The 17,095-nt window shown below is 67.2% G+C and carries 16 protein-coding genes; 8 read left to right on the forward strand and 8 right to left on the reverse strand.

Going from position 1 to position 17,095, the window contains the following annotated elements; translation table 11 throughout:
* Window positions 1-6: 6 nt before the first annotated feature.
* Window positions 7-2,091: a glycosyltransferase gene (locus ACPJXG_RS14315; protein ID WP_425254672.1), complete on the reverse strand. Its 2,085-nt coding sequence runs from the start codon at window positions 2,089-2,091 to the stop codon at window positions 7-9.
* A gap of 137 nt (window positions 2,092-2,228) precedes the next feature.
* On the opposite strand from ACPJXG_RS14315, the gene ACPJXG_RS14320 reads away from it, so the two are divergent.
* On the forward strand, window positions 2,229-3,521 hold the full coding sequence (locus tag ACPJXG_RS14320) for a putative O-glycosylation ligase, exosortase A system-associated (RefSeq protein WP_425254673.1): 1,293 nt from the start codon (window positions 2,229-2,231) through the stop codon (window positions 3,519-3,521).
* Window positions 3,518-4,453 carry a polysaccharide deacetylase family protein gene (locus ACPJXG_RS14325; protein ID WP_425254674.1) on the forward strand — a complete coding sequence of 312 codons (936 nt, stop codon included), beginning with the start codon at window positions 3,518-3,520 and terminating at the stop codon, window positions 4,451-4,453. The genes ACPJXG_RS14320 and ACPJXG_RS14325 overlap by 4 nt, the downstream gene beginning before the upstream one ends.
* Here the strand turns inward: ACPJXG_RS14325 and ACPJXG_RS14330 are convergent.
* The 3 genes from ACPJXG_RS14330 to ACPJXG_RS14340 are packed head-to-tail and all read right to left on the reverse strand — an operon-like array spanning window position 4,362 to window position 9,156.
* Entirely contained in the window at window positions 4,362-6,305 is a 1,944-nt protein-coding gene (locus tag ACPJXG_RS14330; RefSeq protein WP_425254675.1) for an asparagine synthetase B family protein, read from the reverse strand. The two genes, ACPJXG_RS14325 and ACPJXG_RS14330, sit on opposite strands and share 92 nt — an antisense overlap.
* Window positions 6,302-7,561, reverse strand: a complete 1,260-nt coding sequence (locus tag ACPJXG_RS14335) for a pyridoxal-dependent decarboxylase, exosortase A system-associated (protein ID WP_425254676.1) — start codon at window positions 7,559-7,561, stop codon at window positions 6,302-6,304. Before ACPJXG_RS14335 ends, ACPJXG_RS14330 begins: the two co-directional genes overlap by 4 nt.
* The gene (locus tag ACPJXG_RS14340) at window positions 7,558-9,156 is read right to left on the reverse strand and encodes an acyl-CoA ligase (AMP-forming), exosortase A system-associated (protein WP_425254677.1); all 1,599 of its coding nucleotides are present in this window, start codon (window positions 9,154-9,156) and stop codon (window positions 7,558-7,560) included. Before ACPJXG_RS14340 ends, ACPJXG_RS14335 begins: the two co-directional genes overlap by 4 nt.
* A 144-nt stretch (window positions 9,157-9,300) precedes the next feature.
* Here ACPJXG_RS14340 and ACPJXG_RS14345 point away from each other — a divergent pair, with 144 nt between their 5' ends.
* Genes ACPJXG_RS14345 through ACPJXG_RS14370 form a run of 6 tightly spaced genes read left to right on the forward strand, consistent with a single transcriptional unit; the run spans window position 9,301 to window position 14,038 of the window.
* A complete protein-coding gene (locus ACPJXG_RS14345) occupies window positions 9,301-10,113 on the forward strand; it encodes an N-acetyltransferase family protein (protein ID WP_425254678.1) in 813 nt (270 codons plus the stop codon).
* Window positions 10,092-10,337, forward strand: a complete 246-nt coding sequence (locus ACPJXG_RS14350; RefSeq protein WP_425254679.1) for an acyl carrier protein — start codon at window positions 10,092-10,094, stop codon at window positions 10,335-10,337. The genes ACPJXG_RS14345 and ACPJXG_RS14350 overlap by 22 nt, the downstream gene beginning before the upstream one ends.
* Entirely contained in the window at window positions 10,334-11,200 is an 867-nt protein-coding gene (locus ACPJXG_RS14355) for a hydrolase 2, exosortase A system-associated (protein WP_425254680.1), read from the forward strand. The genes ACPJXG_RS14350 and ACPJXG_RS14355 overlap by 4 nt, the downstream gene beginning before the upstream one ends.
* Window positions 11,197-12,084 (forward strand): hydrolase 1, exosortase A system-associated, encoded by an 888-nt coding sequence (locus tag ACPJXG_RS14360; protein ID WP_425254681.1) that lies wholly within the window; start codon window positions 11,197-11,199, stop codon window positions 12,082-12,084. The genes ACPJXG_RS14355 and ACPJXG_RS14360 overlap by 4 nt, the downstream gene beginning before the upstream one ends.
* Window positions 12,078-13,349: a glycosyltransferase gene (locus ACPJXG_RS14365; protein WP_425254682.1), complete on the forward strand. Its 1,272-nt coding sequence runs from the start codon at window positions 12,078-12,080 to the stop codon at window positions 13,347-13,349. The genes ACPJXG_RS14360 and ACPJXG_RS14365 overlap by 7 nt, the downstream gene beginning before the upstream one ends.
* Window positions 13,346-14,038 (forward strand): ABC transporter permease, encoded by a 693-nt coding sequence (locus tag ACPJXG_RS14370; protein ID WP_425254683.1) that lies wholly within the window; start codon window positions 13,346-13,348, stop codon window positions 14,036-14,038. The genes ACPJXG_RS14365 and ACPJXG_RS14370 overlap by 4 nt, the downstream gene beginning before the upstream one ends.
* Here ACPJXG_RS14370 and ACPJXG_RS14375 read toward each other — a convergent pair.
* From ACPJXG_RS14375 to ACPJXG_RS14390, 4 genes are all read right to left on the reverse strand, one after another.
* The gene (locus tag ACPJXG_RS14375) at window positions 14,025-14,762 is read right to left on the reverse strand and encodes a hypothetical protein (protein ID WP_425254684.1); all 738 of its coding nucleotides are present in this window, start codon (window positions 14,760-14,762) and stop codon (window positions 14,025-14,027) included. The genes ACPJXG_RS14370 and ACPJXG_RS14375 overlap by 14 nt on opposite strands.
* 9 nt (window positions 14,763-14,771) lie before the next feature.
* The gene (locus ACPJXG_RS14380; RefSeq protein WP_425254685.1) at window positions 14,772-15,209 is read right to left on the reverse strand and encodes a DUF6678 family protein; all 438 of its coding nucleotides are present in this window, start codon (window positions 15,207-15,209) and stop codon (window positions 14,772-14,774) included.
* The gene (gene purT / locus ACPJXG_RS14385; RefSeq protein WP_425254686.1) at window positions 15,209-16,438 is read right to left on the reverse strand and encodes a formate-dependent phosphoribosylglycinamide formyltransferase; all 1,230 of its coding nucleotides are present in this window, start codon (window positions 16,436-16,438) and stop codon (window positions 15,209-15,211) included. The genes ACPJXG_RS14380 and purT overlap by 1 nt, the downstream gene beginning before the upstream one ends.
* A gap of 100 nt (window positions 16,439-16,538) precedes the next feature.
* Window positions 16,539-17,036 (reverse strand): VOC family protein, encoded by a 498-nt coding sequence (locus ACPJXG_RS14390; protein WP_099401867.1) that lies wholly within the window; start codon window positions 17,034-17,036, stop codon window positions 16,539-16,541.
* Between the last annotated feature and the right edge of the window lie 59 nt (window positions 17,037-17,095).

Below are 17,095 nucleotides of genomic sequence, written 5' to 3' on the forward strand. Positions count from 1 at the left end.
CCGCGCCTACACGAGGCCGGCGTAAAATGCGCGCAGCTGGCGTTCCAGACGCGGCATCGAATAGCGCTGCACGGTTTCTTCGCGGGCCAGCCGTCCCATGCGGGCGCGCCGGGGCGCATCGAGCAACAGCGTCGCCACGGCCGCGCAGGCGGCGTGCTCGTCGTCGAGCGGCAACAGCAGCCCGCCTTCGCTGTCATGCAGGATGTCGTGGGTGCCCGGCACGTCCGTCCCCACGGCCGGTACGCCGCAAGCCATGGCTTCGATCGTGGCGATGCCGAAGCCCTCGTTTTGACTCAGCAACACATGCAAGTCGAAGGCCGGCATCAGCAACTCGACGCGCTGCTGGAAACCGGCAAACACGATGCGCTCCTGCAAGCCCGATTGCTGTGCCTGCAGCCGCAGCATGGCTTCCAGCGGCCCCGTGCCCACCAGCACCAGATATAAGTTGGGAAATTGCGCGGCCAGCCTGGCGAACAGGGCGAGCAGCGCTTGGGGACGCTTTTGTGCCGACAGCCGCGCCACGCAACCGAGCACCAGCGCGTCCGGCGGCAGCCCGAGTTGTCGCCGCGCCAATACTCTCCGTTCGGGCGAGACGATAAACGTGTCCGTATCGACGCCGTTCGGAATCACGGCCAGCCGCGTTTGTGGCGCCAGCATGCCGCGGTACAGCTCAAGAAAATGCCGCATGGCCGACGGCGACACGGCATACACGCCCTTGACGCTGCGAAACGCTTCCAGCAGCCGGGGCCGCTGCCAGTCGCTGAAGGCTTCCAGGGGAAACGCATTGTGCACGCTGATCACGGCCGGCAGCCGACATTGCCGGGCCAGCCACAGGATGGACGCGCCATAACTGGTCCAGCAAAAGGCCACGTGAACCAGATCGGGCCGCAGCCGCCGCAGCCGCCAGGCGCCCGTGACCCTGGCGCGCAACCAATTCCAGCGCCGCCAGGCCCAGTGTTCGAGAAACAATGGCGGTTCATACACTTGCACCTGCAAGCGCTGCGCGCGCAGGCCCTGTACCCACTGCGTAAAACCGGGAAAGCGCCGCAGGGCCAGCACGCTGTCGTAACCGCTCGCGCCCAGCACTTTCGCCTCTTGCGCCATGCGCAGCTCCATGCCGCCCAGCTCGCCTGAATAACTGCTGATGACGATGCGCGGCAAGCGTTTGCGCCGTCCCCGCCACGCTTCATGAAAGAAACCGCGCAGCCACGCCCGCTCCCATTGGCGCAGGAACAGGTCGGCGTGGTCGCGCCGCAGCCAGGCCCGCACAGCGCCGAGGGTGTCGCGCACGTATCTGCCCAGCATCCAGCGTGGCACGCCCAGCAACTCCACGCTCGGTGCAAAGGTGGCCAGCCGGCATTGGCCCCGGCCGAACAGCATGGCGCGGCGCAGTATCCAGGCGCGTTGCACTTGCGGCACGCGGATGATGTGCGCCACTTTCGCCTGCGGACAGAACCAGGATGGATTGCCGGCCGCATGCATTTCCAGGTTGAGCCGGGTTTCGCTGCCCATGGCGTAATTGGCCCCCTGCGGGCCGATGCTTTCGTCATAGCGGGCGCCCGCCTCGAAGATGCGGCGGCGTATCGCCATGTTGGCGCCCCAGACCAGGCCCGGATAGATGGGCGCGTCGCGCAGGTCTGGGCTGGTGATGCCCCACGTCAAGCCAACGGGCGTCAGGCGCAGCAGCCAGTCTTCCGGTTGCTGGCGCCAGGCGGGCACGATGGCGCCGCCGAACAGGGCGTAGCCGGGGTGGGCGCGGGCGCTATCCTGCAAGCGGCACAGCCAGTCCGGTGCGGGCATGGCGTCGTCGTCGCCAAACACGTACAGCTCGCCGCCATCGCCGCCCAGGCGCAAGGCGTGTTCGACGGCCCCGTTCAGGGCGGGACTGCGGCCGCGCCGCGCCACGTAGATATCGCTCAAAGGCAAACGGCCGCGGAAGGCGGCGATCACCTGGGCCGTGGCGTCCGTGCTGCCATTGTCGGCGATGACGAGGCGCCAGCCGCCCACGGGAGAACGCAGACCCATGTAGGCGCGCAATACCTGGGGCAAGGTGCCGGCGCCATTGTAGGTCGCCATGAGAACGGTCAACAAGGACATGCCTCCTTGGTCTTACCATGACAAAACTATGCATCAAGCAGTATTGATCCAGTGTACTGAGCCTGCCCGCCAGCCCGTTGACAGGCATCAAGTCCTTGCCAGCCCGGACACAACCAGGAGCGTCCCCCTTCATGCGCGACATACTGATTACCATCATCATCCTCGGTTCGCTGCCCTTCATCCTGAAGTCGCCGGCCATCGGCGGCCTGATGTGGGTCTGGGTCAGCGTGATGAATCCGCACACGCAGGGCTGGGGCTTTGCCACCCACATGCCGTTCGCCTTCATCATCGCCGTCGCCACCCTGCTCAGCCTGCTCATGACGCGCGAGCCGAAAAGCTTGCCGCTCACGCCCGTCAGCGTGCTGCTGCTGTTGTTTGTCGCGTGGATGAATGTCACGGCCCCGTTCGCCCTGCTGCCGGCGGCGTCGTGGGTGCAGTGGAACAAGGTCATGAAGATCATGCTGATGAGCTTTGTCATCATGATGGTGATACGCACGCGGCGCGACATCGTGCGCCTCGTCTGGGTGCTGGTCGGCTCGATCGGCTATTACGGCGTAAAAGGCGGCATCTTCACCATCCGCAGCGGCGGCACGGAGCGGGTCTGGGGGCCGGAAGAAACCTTTATTGGCGATAACAATTCCCTGGCCCTGGCCCTGATCATCACCATCCCCCTCATGTATTATTTGCAGCAAAACACGGACAAGCGCTGGGTACGCCATGGCTTGTCGGCGGCGATGTTGCTGTCGGCCCTGGCTGCGCTGGGCTCGTATTCGCGCGGCGGGCTGCTGGCGATTGCCGCCATGGGCCTGTTCATGTGGCTGAAAAGCGACCGCAAGCTGGTGCTGGGCGCGCTGCTCGGCGCGGTCGCGCCGCTGCTGCTGGCCTTCATGCCCGAACGCTGGGCCGAACGCATGGACACCATCAATACCTACCAGGACGATGTTTCCGCCATGGGCCGCCTGAACGCCTGGCGCATGGCCTGGAACCTGGCGCGCGACCGTTTTCCCGGCGGCGGCTTCGACGTGTCCGACGCCGCCATCTTTGCCCGCTACGCGCCCAACCCCATGGATGTGCACGCGGCGCACAGCATTTATTTCCAGGCGCTGGGCGAACACGGCTTTGTCGGCTTGCTGATTTACCTGGCGCTGGGCATCGCCACCTGGCGCACTGCCGCCGCCATCATCCGCCGCACGCGGGGCAAGCCTGAATTGCGCTGGGCGCTGGGCCTGGCCACCATGAGCCAGGCCAGCCTGATCGGCTTTGCCGTGGGCGGCGCCTTCCTCAGCCTGCTGTACTTCGACATGCCGTATTACCTGATGGCCGCCCTGATCGCCACACGCATCGTCGTCGAGCAGCAAGCCACGGCCCCCACGCCCACGATCCGCCGGGCCAAACCCGGACCAGCCATCGCGGAGCAGCCATGACGGCCACCTTGTCCATCCTGATTTACCACCGCGTGCTGGCGCGGCCCGACCCGCTGTTTCCCGGCGAAGTCGATGCCGTGCTGTTCGAGCGCCAGTTGCGCCTTATCAAACGTTTCTATACGCCGCTGCCGCTCAGAGAGGCCGTGCAGCGCCTGCAAGATGGCAGCCTGCCACAGCGCGCCGCCTGCATCACGTTTGACGACGGCTATGCGGACAATGCGCAAATCGCCCTGCCGCTGCTGCGGCGCCACGGTTTGCACGCCACGTTTTTCATCGCCACGGGCTACCTGGACGGGGGCCAGATGTGGAACGACACGGTGATCGAGGCCGTGCGCCAGGCGGCAGGACCTATGCTGGACTTGCGCGAGCATGAGTTGGGAGCGTTCGCCGTCGCCAGCCTGGCGCAGCGGCAAACGGCCATCGCGACCCTTCTGGGCCAGCTCAAATACCTGCCGTTCGCGCGGCGCCAGCAGCTGGCCATGTACATCCGCCGCCAGGCGGGCGTGGCGGCAGGCCCGCCAGCCATGCTGAGCACGGCGCAGCTGCGCCAGTTGCAGGCGGCCGGCATGGAGCTGGGCGCGCACACGGACAGCCATCCAATTTTATCCACCTTGCCGGACCACGCCGCGCGGCAAAACATTGCCGACGGCAAGCGCCAGCTGGAAGCGTTGATCCAGGCGCCCGTGACCCTGTTTGCGTATCCGAACGGCAAGGCCGGGCGCGATTATGGCGCGCCGCACGTGGCGATGGTCAAGAGCCTCGGTTTCAAGGCGGCCGTGGCGACGGACTGGGGCGTGGCGCGTCCCGGCGCGGAGCTGGACTTGCTGCAACTGCCCCGCTTTACGCCGTGGGATCGAGGACGGCTGGCGTTTCTGTGGCGCATGCGGCAAAACCGCCGGCAAGCGCACTCAGCGCGCCCGGATGCTGGCTGAGCCATTGTTCCAGCATCAGCAGCAGCCACACCATGGTGCCGTGATAAGCCGGGTGTTCCGCCAGCAAGCGCCCTTGCAGATCGTCGATGAAGGCGGGCCGCACGATGCCGCGCCCGCGCAGCTGGGTCAAGTTGTCAAACGCGAATTCGCGCAGCGGAGGATGGCTGTGCAGCCACTGGCCGAAAGGCAGGCCGAAGCCGTGCTTTTTCTTGCGCACGATGGCCGGCGGCAGGATTTCCGCCAGCGCCCGCTTGAAGAAAGGCCGCAGGCGCATGCCGTCGAGCTTGTCGCGCGGCGCCAGGCGCGCGGCAAACGCCACCATCGCATCGTGCAGGAAGGGAAACGCCGCTTCCACGCCTGCCAGCTCGCACGCCTTGCGCACCTTGAACAGGTCGTTGTCGGCCAGGGTAAAACGCATGTCCAGGGCCAGCAGTTCATTAATCTGGCTCAAACCCTGGCCTTGGCGCTCCCAATACGCGCCATTCACGCAGCCGGGCGCCATGCCCGGGTCGATGGTGTCGATGAAGCCCGCTTCCAGCACCGTGCGGTGGCCGTGGCGCAGCAGCAGGTTGTAGCTGTCGAGCCGTGCCGGCAGCGGCAGGCTCGCTTGCTCGATGTAGCGGCGCGCCTTGTCGGCCAGCCGCCACGGTTTGCCCCGTTGCTGGCGGAACAGCAGCGGCTCGATGATGGCCTGGCGCAACATGACGGGCAAGCGCTCGTACTGCGACAGCAAGGCCTGGTGCGCATAGCGCTCATTACCGCCAAACAATTCATCGCCGCCATCGCCACCCAGCAGGCGCGTCACGCCATCCTCGCGCGCCATCTGCGCGCAATAGTAAGCGGGAATGGCCGAGGCGTTGCCGAAAGGCTGGTCGAAGATGGCCGCCATGGCGGGGATGGCGGCCAGCACGTCGGACGGCGTCACGTAGCGCTCGTGGTGGATGCTGCCCGCGTGGCTGGCGGCCAGGCGCGCATACGCCATTTCATCGTAGCCGGGAGCGTCGAAGCCGATGGAATACGTGCGCGCGGGCCGGCCCGTCACCTGGCCGATGATGGCGGCCAGGGTGGAACTGTCCGTGCCGCCGCTGAGAAACGCGCCCGTGTCCGCCCCATCCGCGCCCAGGCTGCTTTCCACGGCCTGGCGCAGCAGGCGCAGGAATTCCTGCTTGTTGCTGGCAAAGCTGGGCCGCGCGCGCCCTGCTGGCGGCTCGTGGAAGGCCAGCTGCCAGTAGCTGCCCTTGCATTGCTTGCCGCCGCGCACATGCAGGTATTCGCCGGGCAGCAGGCGCTGCTGGCCAAGATAAGCCGTTGCCGGGCCGGGCACCATGTGGAAGAATAAATAGTGATACAGCGCTTGCGGATCGAGCGCGCCCCTCACGGATGGATGGGCCAGCAAGGCGTCATGCGAGGAGGCAAAGAACAAGCCTTGCGCATTGCTCGCATAGCTGAGCGGGTGGATGCCGGCGCGGTCCACGGCCAGCAGGGCCGAGCCGGAAAAGGAATCGAGGATGGCCAGACAGAAAGGCCCGGACAGGTTGGCGCAGGCGGCCACGCCCCGGCTCAGCCACAGGGACGCGAGGCGGGACGCCACGTCGTCGGCCGAGCCGTCAAGCTCGGGCCGGCCCCAGATAGCCACTTGCAAGCCATCTTGCTGATATACATGGCGGCTGCCGTCGATGGCGGCCACGGCCACGCCGCCCACTTCGCTCACGCTGGCGGCCAGCGGTGCGCTATCGAAACGCGACAAGGGCGCGGCCATGCCTGCCAGCGCAGTCTGGGCTGCGCCATCGGATGCAGCCCAGCCAGCATCAGCCCCGTTCGCCGCCGCCAGCCAACCGCACAGGCCGCTCATACGAGCACCTCGGCCGGCAGCGGATGGCCGAGAAAGGCCGTCGGGCTGGCCGTCAAGCCATACGCGCCCGACTGGAACACGACCACCAGGTCGCCCTCTTCGGCGCGCGCCATCTCCATCTGGTCGGCCAGCAAGTCCAGCGGCGTGCACAGCGGCCCCACGACGGACGCCACTTCGCGCGGCCCGCCGTGCAGCCGGTTGCCAATGGCGACCGGATAATTCTTGCGGATCAGCTGGCCAAAGTTGCCGGAGGCCGCCAAGTGATGATGCAAGCCGCCATCCGTGACGAGAAATACTTGTCCATGCGACACCTTGCGTTCGATCACCTTGCACACATAGATACCGGCTTCGGCCACCAGATAACGGCCCAGTTCCAGATTCAGGCGCACGCCCGGTGCCGCCTGGGCCAGGATGGCCAGCTGCCGCTGCAAACCGTCCGCCACGGGTGCCAGGTCGAGCGCCTGATCGCCGGGAAAATACGGCACGCCGAAGCCGCCGCCGATATTCAGGGTGCGCACCGGCGATGGCGCGCTATCGGCCAGTTGCAGGGCCAGTTGCACGCTCAGCGCCTGCGCTTCGGCCAGGGCTGTCGCCGACAGGCTTTGCGAACCCGCATACAGATGAAAGCCGTGAAAATCCAGGCCCAGCTGGCCGATGCGGCCCAGCAGCGCCGGCACGAGGGCCACATCGACGCCGAACGGCTGCGCGCCGCCGCCCATGCGCATGCCCGTGCGGCGCAAGGCGAAATCAGGATTCACGCGCACGGCCACCCTGGCCGCCACGCCCAGCCGTTCACTGGCCAGCGCCACCTTTTCCAGTTGGGCGCCGGACTCCACGTTGATCAAGACGCCAGCGGCCACGGCCCGCGCCAGCTCCCCATCGCGCTTGCCCGGCCCCGCAAAACTGATGCGCTGCGGCGCCATCGGCGTATCGAGCGCGGTGGCAAGTTCGCCGCCCGAGGCCACGTCGATGCCATCGACCAGGCCCGCCAGCCACTGCACCACGGCCGGCATGGGGTTGGCCTTCATGGCGTAATGCAGGTGCACGCCGGCCGGCAAGGCGGCGCGCAGTTCGGCCACGCGGCGCGTGATGTGCGCGCGTTCATAGGCGTAGAACGGCGTGCTGCCCACCCTCTGGGCCAGCTGGCGCAGGGCCACGCCGCCGATCTGCAGCATGTCACCATCCACGGCAAACTGCTGGCCCAAGTGCGAGTGCGTGGGCAATTCCGTATTGTTCGAGCGGATCAAGTCCTTCATGCCGCACCTCCTGTTTGGACCGCATACGCGCGCGCCAGTTCCCTGGCCAGCAAGGGGCGATCGATCTTGCCGTTCGGATTACGCGGCAGCACGCCATCGCGGATCTCCACCCACAGCGGCACCATATAGCTGGGCAGGCGGGCGCGGCAGGCGGCCAGCACGCTGTCGCGCTGCAATTCCACGCCGGGTGCGGGCGTGACGAGCAAGGCGATGGCCTGGCCCAGCACGGCGTGGGGCAAGCCCAGCGCGGCGGCCTCGCCCACCAGTCCGCTCGCATACGCGACTTCCTCGATCTCGGCCGGGCTGACCCGGTAGCCCGACGTCTTGATCATGTCATCGCTGCGGCCCACGAAATACAGATAGCCGTCCGCATCGCGGCGCACCGTGTCGCCCGACCAGACGGCCAGCTCCGGCAGCACCAGGCCGCTGGCCTGCGGCGGCAGCGGCTTGAAACGCTCGGCCGTGCGCGCCGCGTCGTTCCAGTAGCCCAGCGCCACCAGCGCGCCGCGGTGCACCAGTTCGCCTGGCTCGTCGGCGTCGCACACGCTGCCGTCCGGACGCAGCACCAGCACTTCCGCATTCGGAATTGCTTGCCCGATGGAATCGGGGCGCCGCTCCAGCTGTTCCGGCGCCAAATAGGTCGAGCGGAACGCTTCCGTCAGGCCATACATCAGGTAGACCTGCGTGCGCGGCAGCGACTGGCGCAGCCGGTCGAGCGTGGATCGCTGCATCACGCCGCCCGAATTGGTGATGTAGCGCAGGGGCGTGGACAGGGGCCAGCTCAGCTGCGACAGCTGCACCCACAGCGGCGGCACGGCGGCCAGGCCCGTGATGGCTTCCTGCTCGACGGCTTCGACGATATCGCGCAGCAGCAGATAATTCATCAGCACGGCGCAGGCGCCGCTGGCAAACGCCGTCGTCAGCTGGCTCAAGCCATAATCAAAACTGAGCGGCAGGACGCACAAAATGCGGTCTTCCGGCGTGTTGCGCAGATAGCCCGACACGCTGAGCGCGCCCGCCAGCATGTTGCGGTGCGACAGCACCACGCCTTTCGGCCGCCCCGTGCTGCCCGAGGTATATAAAATGGCGGCCATGTCGATGTCGATGGCCCCGTGCGGCTGGGCCGAGGGCACGCCAGCGACAGGCACGGCGTTCCACGGCAGCAGCCGTATCTTGCCCAGACTCGATTGCGCCTCGCCTTCGCCAGTCAGCAGCACCGTGCGCAAGTCCGGGCAGGCGGCCAGCGCCGGGCCCAGCTGCGCCAGGCGTTCGCGCGAAGTGACGAGGATGTCCACGTTGCAGTCGGCCAGGATATACGCCACCTGCTCCGGCTTGAGCAGCGGATTGACGGGCACGAACACGCCGCCGGCGGCCGCCGCGCCAAACATGGCGCTGACGTTTTCCGGGCGTTTTTCCAGGTAAACGGCCACGCGCGCGCCGCGCTGCAAGCCCAGGGTCAGCAAGGTAGCGGCCGCCTCGCGCACGGACTGCGCCAGCGCGGCATAGCTCAACTCCGCACCCTGCCACGACAGGGCCGGCGCATGGGGGCTGCGCTGCGCCGTTTCGAAGATCAGATCGTGTATCAGTGTCGCCATCGTGTCATCCCCAGGTTGCCATGATTGCCATGCATTCCCCTATGATTCAGACAAACGGCCACAGCGGTCTTGATTTTGATCAATTAACAGTTTCAGCAACACAGCTTGAGCCGGCGCAAGACCGCCGCTGGCCGCTGCGCTCTAATGGACAGCGTTGGCTGCATAGCCGCCCCATCCGTTACCGCCATGGCCCTGTCCTCGCAATTTCCCCTGCTGCAACGGCTGGCTGCCAGCGTCGCCCTGCTGGGCTGGCGCGACAGCGCCTGGCTGGCCCTGGCGCGGCTGCTGGCGATGGTGCCCGGCGGGCGCTGCGCGCTGTACCGTTATCAATTTGTGGCGCAGGCCGTGGCGCCCGGTTCGCTGTGCCGCGGGCGCGGCCAGTCGGTCAGCGTCACGCCCTGCCTGGCCGAAGCGGACTTGCCGCCCGGTCCCGAGCGCCGGGCCGGCGCGCTGCGCGAACGCTACCGGCAAGGCGCGCAATGCCTGGTGGCGCGCAGTTCGCAAGAAGCTGGCAAGGACAGCATGGCCGGCTGGATCTGGCTGCTGCGCCACGGCTGCCAGGAAGACGAGGTGCGCGCCCGCTACGCGCTGGCCTCACACCAGTCGTCGTGGGACCTGGACGTGTGGGTGCATCCCGAGCAGCGCGGCGGCCTGGTCTTCGCGCGCCTGTGGGAAGAAGCCAACGCCGTGCTGTACGCGCAGGGCGTGCGCTGGACATGCAGCCGCATCTCGCGCTTCAACCGCGCCTCGCTGGGCGCCCATGCGCGCCTGGGCACGCATGCGCTGGGCACCGCCACCTTCATGCGCTGCGGGCGCTGGCAATGGATGGCCGCCAGCCTGCCGCCGTATCTGCACCTGTCGCGCCGCCCCGACGATATCCCCTGCCTGGCCTTCGATACGTCGTCCCTGCCGCACTACCCTTCCCTGGAGCTGACATGCCGCATCTTGAAGCAGTAAAGCACATCCTCGACACCACGCTGGGCTTGAACGGGCGCCTGCTGGAATCGCACACGCCGCTGCTGGGCAGCGTGCCGGAACTCGACTCGATGGCCGTGATCGGCGTGATCGCCGCGCTGGAAGACCATTTCGGCATCATCGTCGACGACGACGACATCCACGCGCGCCACTTTGCCACCGTCGGCACCCTGCACGATTTCGTGTTTGCAAAGCTGCGACCATGAACCGCGCCGCCCTCGACGCGCTGCCGCTGCTGCCCTTCTTCCTGCCCGCCAGCGGCGGCCAGCGCTACTGCCTGCTGCATCTGCCGCCGCCGGGCCAGGCCGCGCGCGGCGGCATTATCTACGTCCATCCCTTCGCCGAAGAACTCAATAAGAGCCGCCACGTGGCCGCCGCGCAGGCGCGCGCCTTTGCCGCCTCCGGTTACAGCGTGCTGCAGATCGACCTGTTTGGCTGCGGCGACAGCAGCGGCGATTTTAACGAAGCGCGCTGGGACATCTGGCACAACGACCTGCACCTGGCTTGCGCCTGGCTGGCACAGAGGGTCGACGGCCCCTTGACCTTGTGGGGCCTGCGCCTGGGCGCCCTGCTGGCCCTCGATTTCGCCAGCCGCGCGCCGCTGCCGCTGGCGCGTTTGCTGCTGTGGCAACCGGAACTCGATGGACGGCGCAGCATCGACCGTTTCCTGCGCCTGCGCCTGGCGACCGGCATGCTGGCCGGCGGCACGCAGGAAGCGCCCGGCCAGGCGCGCGCCACGCTGGCGAAAGGCGAGCCTGTGGAAGTGGCTGGCTACCTGCTGGCGCCCGAACTGGCGCACGCCATCGACGGCGTCAGCGCCTCCGCGCTGCAGCCGGCCGTTCCTGAGCTGCCCGTCTACTGGCTCGATTACCAGGCGACGGAACAGACTTGCGCGCCTGTGCCGCCACTGGCGCGGCAATGGCGCGAACAGGGCGCCGCCGTGCATGTGGCCAGCTTCGGCGACGGCCCGTTCTGGCAAAGCGGCGAACTGCTCGCGTGTCCACAACTGCTGGACGCCACGCGCGTGCTGTGCCGCGACTGGCTCGACGAGGAAAGGACGCCGTCATGAAGCGCGACAGCGGTCAGCAGCAGCTGGCAGGGCACGCCGTGCGCGAACTGGCCCTGCGCTTTCGCAGCACATGTGACGACGACGAGGCGCAGGCGCGCCTGGCCGGCATCCTCAGCCTGCCCGAAGTGCCGGGCCCGCGCGGCGTCTTGATCGTCACGGGCGGGCCGCAGTACCGAATCGGCAGCCACCGCCAGTTCGTCTTGCAGGCCCGCGCCCTGGCCGCGCAAGGCTGGCCCGTGCTGCGTTTCGACTTGCGCGGCATGGGCGACAGCGAGGGCAGCGCGCGCGACTACCGCGCCGCCGGTCCCGACATCGCCGGCGCGCTGGCGCAACTCTTCGACGCCGTGCCGTCCTTGCGCGAAGTGGCGCTGTGGGGCTTGTGCGATGGCGCCACGGCCGCCGCCTGCCATGCGCCGCGCGACGCGCGCGTCACAGCCCTGATCCTGCTCAACCCGTGGGTGCGCAGCAGCGCCGGCCTGGCGCGCGCCACTTTGCGCCATTATTATCTGCCACGCTTGCTGCAAGGCGGTTTCTGGCGCAAGCTGGCCAGCGGCGGATTGCAACTGGGCGCCAGCCTGGCCTCGCTGCGGCAGGTGGCGGCCGCCACGCAAGCACCGACAACGCAGGCAGACGACGCGCCCGCGCCGGCCCTGCTGCGGGCGCTGACGCAATTCCAGGGCAAGGTGCTGCTGATCCTCAGCGGCGACGACCTGGGCGCCCGCGAGTGGCAAGCCCTGCTCGATGGCGATGCGGCCTGGCGCGGCGTCGCCGCCCGCGCGCAGTGGACGCAGGCGCAGATCGACGGCGCCAACCACACGTTTGCCAGCGCCGCCTGGCGCGGCGAAGTGGAACAGCGGTGCGCGCGGTGGCTGCGGTCATGGTAAAAACCTCGCCAAAACGCGTGCTGATGGTCGCCTACCATTTCCCGCCGTTCGCTGGCGGCAGCGGCATCCTGCGCACCCTGGGCTTTGCGCGCCATTTGCCCGACTGCGGCTGGCAGCCGCTGGTGCTCAGTCCCGGCGCCACCGCGTATCCGCATCAGGGCGATTCCCAGCTGGCGCAGACAGTTGCGCAAGCCACCGTGCGGCGCACCCTGGCGCTGGATGCGGCGCGCCATTTGTCCATCGGCGGGCGCTATCCGCGCTGCCTGGCGCTGCCCGACCGCTGGAGTTCCTGGTGGCTGAGCGCCGTGCCGGCCGGCCTGCGCATGATCCGGCAGTACCGCCCCGACGCCATCTGGTCGACGTATCCGATCGCCACGGCGCACCTGATCGCGATGACCTTGCAAAAACTCAGCGGCCTGCCGTGGATCGCCGACCAGCGCGACCCCATGCTCGACGACAGCGACCCGCTGGCGCCGTATCCGCCCGAGCCGCGCCTGCACCGCATGCATGCGTGGATAGAACAGCGCATCGCGGCGCGCAGCGCGGCCATCGTCTGCACCACGCCGGGCGCCGTCGCGGCGCACCAGCGGCGCCTGGCACAACTGCCGCGCGAACGATTCCAGCTGATAGAGAACGGTTACGATGAAGACGGCTATGCAGACAGCCCTGAACGCACGGGCCACCGCGGCCGTTTTCTGCTGCTGCACAGCGGCGTAATCTATCCGTCCGAGCGCGATCCGCAAGCGCTGTTCGAAGCCCTGGCCCGGCTGCGCCATGACGGCGTGCTCCACGCCCGCAATTTCCAGCTGGTGCTGCGCGCCACGGGCCACGATGCGTGGCTGGCGGGCCTGCTGGCAAAATATGCCATCGAAGACCTGGTCAGCCTGGCACCCTTGCAGCCGCACGGCGCGGCGCTGCGCGAAATGCTGGCCGCCGACGGCTTGCTGCTGCTGCAGGCGGCCAACTGCAACGGGCAGATTCCGGCCAAGCTGTATGAATACCTGCGCTGTCGCCGCCCCATCCTCGCGCTGACCGACCTGGCGGGCGACAGCGCGGCCAAGCTGCGCCACTGCGGCATCGACACCATCGGCCAGCTGGCGTCCAGCGGCGACTGCGCGCGTGCGCTGCTGCGCTTCCTGGAACTGGCGCGCCAGGGGCGCGCGCCCCTGGCCAGCCCCACGGCCATCGCCCTGCAATCGCGGCAAGCCCGCAGCAACGCCCTGGCCGATTTGCTGGACCAGGTCAGTCACAGGAGTCCACCATGAAGCATTGCTTGTTTGCCTGCGCCCTCGCCGCCTGCTGCGCCAGCGCCGGTGCCGCCGATTGTCCACCCTACGTCAAGCACACGCCGGGCGGCGACTACACGAGCGCGGAAGACCGTTCCGGCTTGACCGTGGTCGAGAAATTCCATTTTTCGCGCGCCGTGGAAACGCTCACGCAAGGCATGACGGGCAGCCTGGGCGCCGACATCAGCTACACGCTCGAACACTTCCCCAACCACCACCGGGCGCTGGCGTCGATGGCCAAGCTGGGACTGCGTCTGAAAAGCGCGCAGCCGCCCGGCGCCCGCTACACGGTCAGCTGCTACTTCGAACGGGCGATCGCCTTCGCGCCCCACGACGTGACGGCGCGCATGGTGTATGGCAGCTATTTGCTGTCCACGGGCCAGGATGCGATGGCACTGGAACAGCTGGACGCAGCCAGCCGCCTGGCGCCCGAGCAGGCCACCATCCAGTACAACCTGGGCCTGATGTATGTGAAAAAGAAGGAATACGACAAGGCCAGCGCGCACGCGCAAAAAGCCTATGCGCTGGGTTTTCCTCTGCCAGGGCTGAAGAACAAGCTGAAGGCGGCGGGCAAGTGGAAAGAACCGCCACCCGCCGTCATCGAAGCAAAGGAAGCGCCAAAAACGGAAGAACCGGCCGTGGCGCCGGTCGAACCTAGCGGCGAATGACGGCAGGCCGCCGGGCCACGCTCAAGTGGCCCGTTGGTGACGCGGCAAGCGCGGCGGCCAGGTCTCGCCGCGACTGCGCCTTGTCTTCCGCTTCGCTGATGTACGCCAGTTCGGCCGGCTGCAGCACGGTAAGAGCCAGCAGCATCACTTCGCCATACGGCGTGTCGAACGATGGGGGAATGGTGCTTGCGCCCTGGGCCAGCAGCACGCCCACCTGTTCGTTTTCGTCTTCCAGCCCGTTTGGTGCATCGTGCAAGTCGAGCGCCATCGACACGCTGCCGTGGCGCTGCACCAGCAAATCGATGGAGCCGTGATCGGCCACGTTCTGGCTGACCTGGTAAACGAGGTCGAAGAGCCACGATGCCTGCACGGGATTGCCGTCAAGGGCGGACAGCGGCGCCTCGATGCACACTTCCAGCAAATGGCCGCGCGGCACGAACACGTCGTCGTCATCCTCGAACGGATCGCTCAAGCCATCGCTGGCGATGAGGATGGCATCAGGCCGGCGGATCACCCGCCACGCCTGGCGCAACGAGGGCCAGCGCTGGCCTCCCATGAAGGCGGGATTGACCAGCGGCGCCAGCACGTCGGCGTCCATGGCGCCCAGGGTGGCATAGAAGGCGTCGCGCGCGGCGCAGGCCGTGGCCAGCATGTGCGCGCCCGCTTCCTTGCCGACGACGGCGTCGTCCGGTTGCGGCACCTGGGGAATAAGGTTTTCAGGCATACGATTACTCTAGTCGGTGGGTGGAAAATCGTGATACGAACGGGGCAGATAAGCCCAGATGCGCGCCACCCGGCCCCGCACTTCAAAATCAAAGCCGATGCGTTCCAGTTCGGGCACGATCCACACGCCGTGATCGATGATTTTCTTCGGCAGCAGCATGGCCACGTGCTCTTCCGAGTACAGGCTGATATCGAACCATTCCACGCCCAGGAACGGGAACGGCGGATGGTAATCCCATTCCGTATCCCAGCGCGAGACATAGCCGGAGACGGAGCCGTAGCGGTATGACGGCGCCCAGTCCGTGCGTCCGCGCATGAAGGCCAGCAGCTCGTTCCACTTGCAGTCGTTGGCGGCGCCGGCCAGGTTGCGCCGCGCGATGTGGCCGCGCAGCTTGCGCTTGATGTCCTCGCCGCCGGCGTCGGCCTGCGGCAGGCTGGCCTCTGCCATCAGCGCGCCACCGGCTTGACCTTGGACGCGGCCAGCACGGCGCGCGCGCGTGCCGTGTCGATATCGTCGGCCGTGGCCAGCGCCACGCCCATGCGGCGGCGGGCGAACGATTCCGGCTTGCCGAACAGGCGCAAGTCCGCGCCCGGCACGCTCAAGGCGTCGGCCACGCCTTCGAAGGCGATGCCTTTCGCTTCCAGCTGGCCGTAGATGACGGCCGAGGCGCCGGGTGAACGCAGGGCCACGTTGACGGGCAAACCCAGGATGGCTTTCGCGTGCAGCTCGAATTCGCTCTGCACCTGGCTGGCCATGGTGACCATGCCCGTGTCGTGCGGACGGGGGCTCACTTCCGAGAACCACACCATGTCGTCCTTGACGAACAGCTCCACGCCGAACAGGCCCAGGCCGCCCAAGTTGTCCGTCACCTTGCGGGCGATGTCGCGCGAACGCTCCAGAGCCAGCGGCGCCATGCGGGCCGGCTGCCACGATTCCACGTAGTCGCCATGCACTTGCAAGTGGCCGATCGGTTCGCAGAACTGCGTCTCGATCTGGCCCGAGGCGCCCACGGCACGCACCGTCAGCAAGGTGATTTCGTAGTCGAAGTCGATGAAGCCTTCGACGATGACTCGGCCCGTATCGACCCGGCTGCCGCTGGCCGCATACGCCCACGCCGCGTCCACGTCAGCGGCGCTATCCAATTTGGACTGGCCCTTGCCCGACGACGACATCACGGGTTTCACCACGCACGGGAAGCCGATCTCCTCGCAAGCGGCCTGCAAGTCCTGCAGGCTGCTGGCGAAGCGGTATGGCGACGTCGCCACGCCCAGGGTTTCCGCAGCCAGGGTGCGGATGCCTTCGCGGTTCATCGTCAGCACGGCCGCGCGCGCGTTCGGGATGCACGTGATTTGCCCGGCCGCCTCCAGCGCCGCCAGGGTGTCGGTGGCGATGGCTTCGATTTCCGGCACGATCAGATCGGGCTTTTCCAGGGCTATCAGGGCGGCCAGCGCCACGCCGTCGCTCATGTCGATCACGTGCGAACGGTGCGCCACCGGGTGGCCCGGCGCGTTCGGATAGCGGTCGACGGCGATCACTTCCACGCCCAGGCGCTGCAGCGAGATGATCACTTCCTTGCCCAGCTCACCGGAACCGAGCAGCATGACCTTGATGGCGGTGGAAGACAGGGGCGTGCCGAAGGTGCGGGGCGCGATGGTGCTGCTGGTGCTAGTGGTCATGGCAGGATCTGTAAGCGGATGGAAAGATGGCTGGGACTATAGCAAATGCCGGCCATCTTGGACAGGGCGCGCCGCTGGCGTGCGGCGACCGCCCGCCCCGCTACCCCGCGTACGCCCGCTTGATCTCGTCAATGTTGATTTTTTTCATGCCCATCATGGCTTTCATCACGCGCTGGGCCTTGACGGGATCGGGGTCGGTCAGCAGCTTGATCATGAGCGTGGGCACGATTTGCCAGGACACGCCGAACTTGTCCTTGAGCCAGCTGCATTGCTGCGCTTCCGGCGGCCCGCCTTCGGACAGTAGGTTCCAATAGTGATCGACCTCGTCCTGGGTGTCGCAATTGACCTGGAACGAGATCGCCTCGGAAAACTGGAACAGGGGACCGCCGTTCAGCCCCGTAAACGTCTGGCCGTCCAGTTCGAAGGCCACCGTCAGCACGCTGCCCGGCTCCTGGCCGTGGATTTCCTTGCCCTCCTCGCCGTAGCGCAGGATCTGGCCGATCTTCGAATTGGGAAATATTTCCGTATAAAACCGGGCCGCCGCCTCGGCGTTGCCGTTGAACCATAAACATGGGGTAATCTTTTGTACGCTGTGCATGATGTCTCCCTGGTCCGGTGTGTGGATTAGCGTCTCTAATATAGTCGCAATCGCGCCGG

The organism is Janthinobacterium sp. NFX145 (assembly GCF_049810325.1).
GTDB lineage: Bacteria > Pseudomonadota > Gammaproteobacteria > Burkholderiales > Burkholderiaceae_D > Janthinobacterium > Janthinobacterium rivuli.

Bases quoted from the DNA above. Each gene is read 5' to 3' on its own strand.
- ACPJXG_RS14320 (WP_425254673.1), top strand. From the start codon at position 2,229: ATGCGCGACATACTGATTACCATCATCATCCTCGGTTCGCTGCCCTTC.
- ACPJXG_RS14325 (WP_425254674.1), top strand. From the start codon at position 3,518: ATGACGGCCACCTTGTCCATCCTGATTTACCACCGCGTGCTGGCGCGG.
- ACPJXG_RS14330 (WP_425254675.1), bottom strand. From the start codon at position 6,305: ATGAGCGGCCTGTGCGGTTGGCTGGCGGCGGCGAACGGGGCTGATGCT.
- ACPJXG_RS14335 (WP_425254676.1), bottom strand. From the start codon at position 7,561: ATGAAGGACTTGATCCGCTCGAACAATACGGAATTGCCCACGCACTCG.
- ACPJXG_RS14340 (WP_425254677.1), bottom strand. From the start codon at position 9,156: ATGGCGACACTGATACACGATCTGATCTTCGAAACGGCGCAGCGCAGC.
- ACPJXG_RS14345 (WP_425254678.1), top strand. From the start codon at position 9,301: ATGGACAGCGTTGGCTGCATAGCCGCCCCATCCGTTACCGCCATGGCC.
- ACPJXG_RS14350 (WP_425254679.1), top strand. From the start codon at position 10,092: ATGCCGCATCTTGAAGCAGTAAAGCACATCCTCGACACCACGCTGGGC.
- ACPJXG_RS14355 (WP_425254680.1), top strand. From the start codon at position 10,334: ATGAACCGCGCCGCCCTCGACGCGCTGCCGCTGCTGCCCTTCTTCCTG.
- ACPJXG_RS14360 (WP_425254681.1), top strand. From the start codon at position 11,197: ATGAAGCGCGACAGCGGTCAGCAGCAGCTGGCAGGGCACGCCGTGCGC.
- ACPJXG_RS14365 (WP_425254682.1), top strand. From the start codon at position 12,078: ATGGTAAAAACCTCGCCAAAACGCGTGCTGATGGTCGCCTACCATTTC.
- ACPJXG_RS14370 (WP_425254683.1), top strand. From the start codon at position 13,346: ATGAAGCATTGCTTGTTTGCCTGCGCCCTCGCCGCCTGCTGCGCCAGC.
- ACPJXG_RS14375 (WP_425254684.1), bottom strand. From the start codon at position 14,762: ATGCCTGAAAACCTTATTCCCCAGGTGCCGCAACCGGACGACGCCGTC.
- ACPJXG_RS14380 (WP_425254685.1), bottom strand. From the start codon at position 15,209: ATGGCAGAGGCCAGCCTGCCGCAGGCCGACGCCGGCGGCGAGGACATC.
- purT (WP_425254686.1), bottom strand. From the start codon at position 16,438: ATGACCACTAGCACCAGCAGCACCATCGCGCCCCGCACCTTCGGCACG.
- ACPJXG_RS14390 (WP_099401867.1), bottom strand. From the start codon at position 17,036: ATGCACAGCGTACAAAAGATTACCCCATGTTTATGGTTCAACGGCAAC.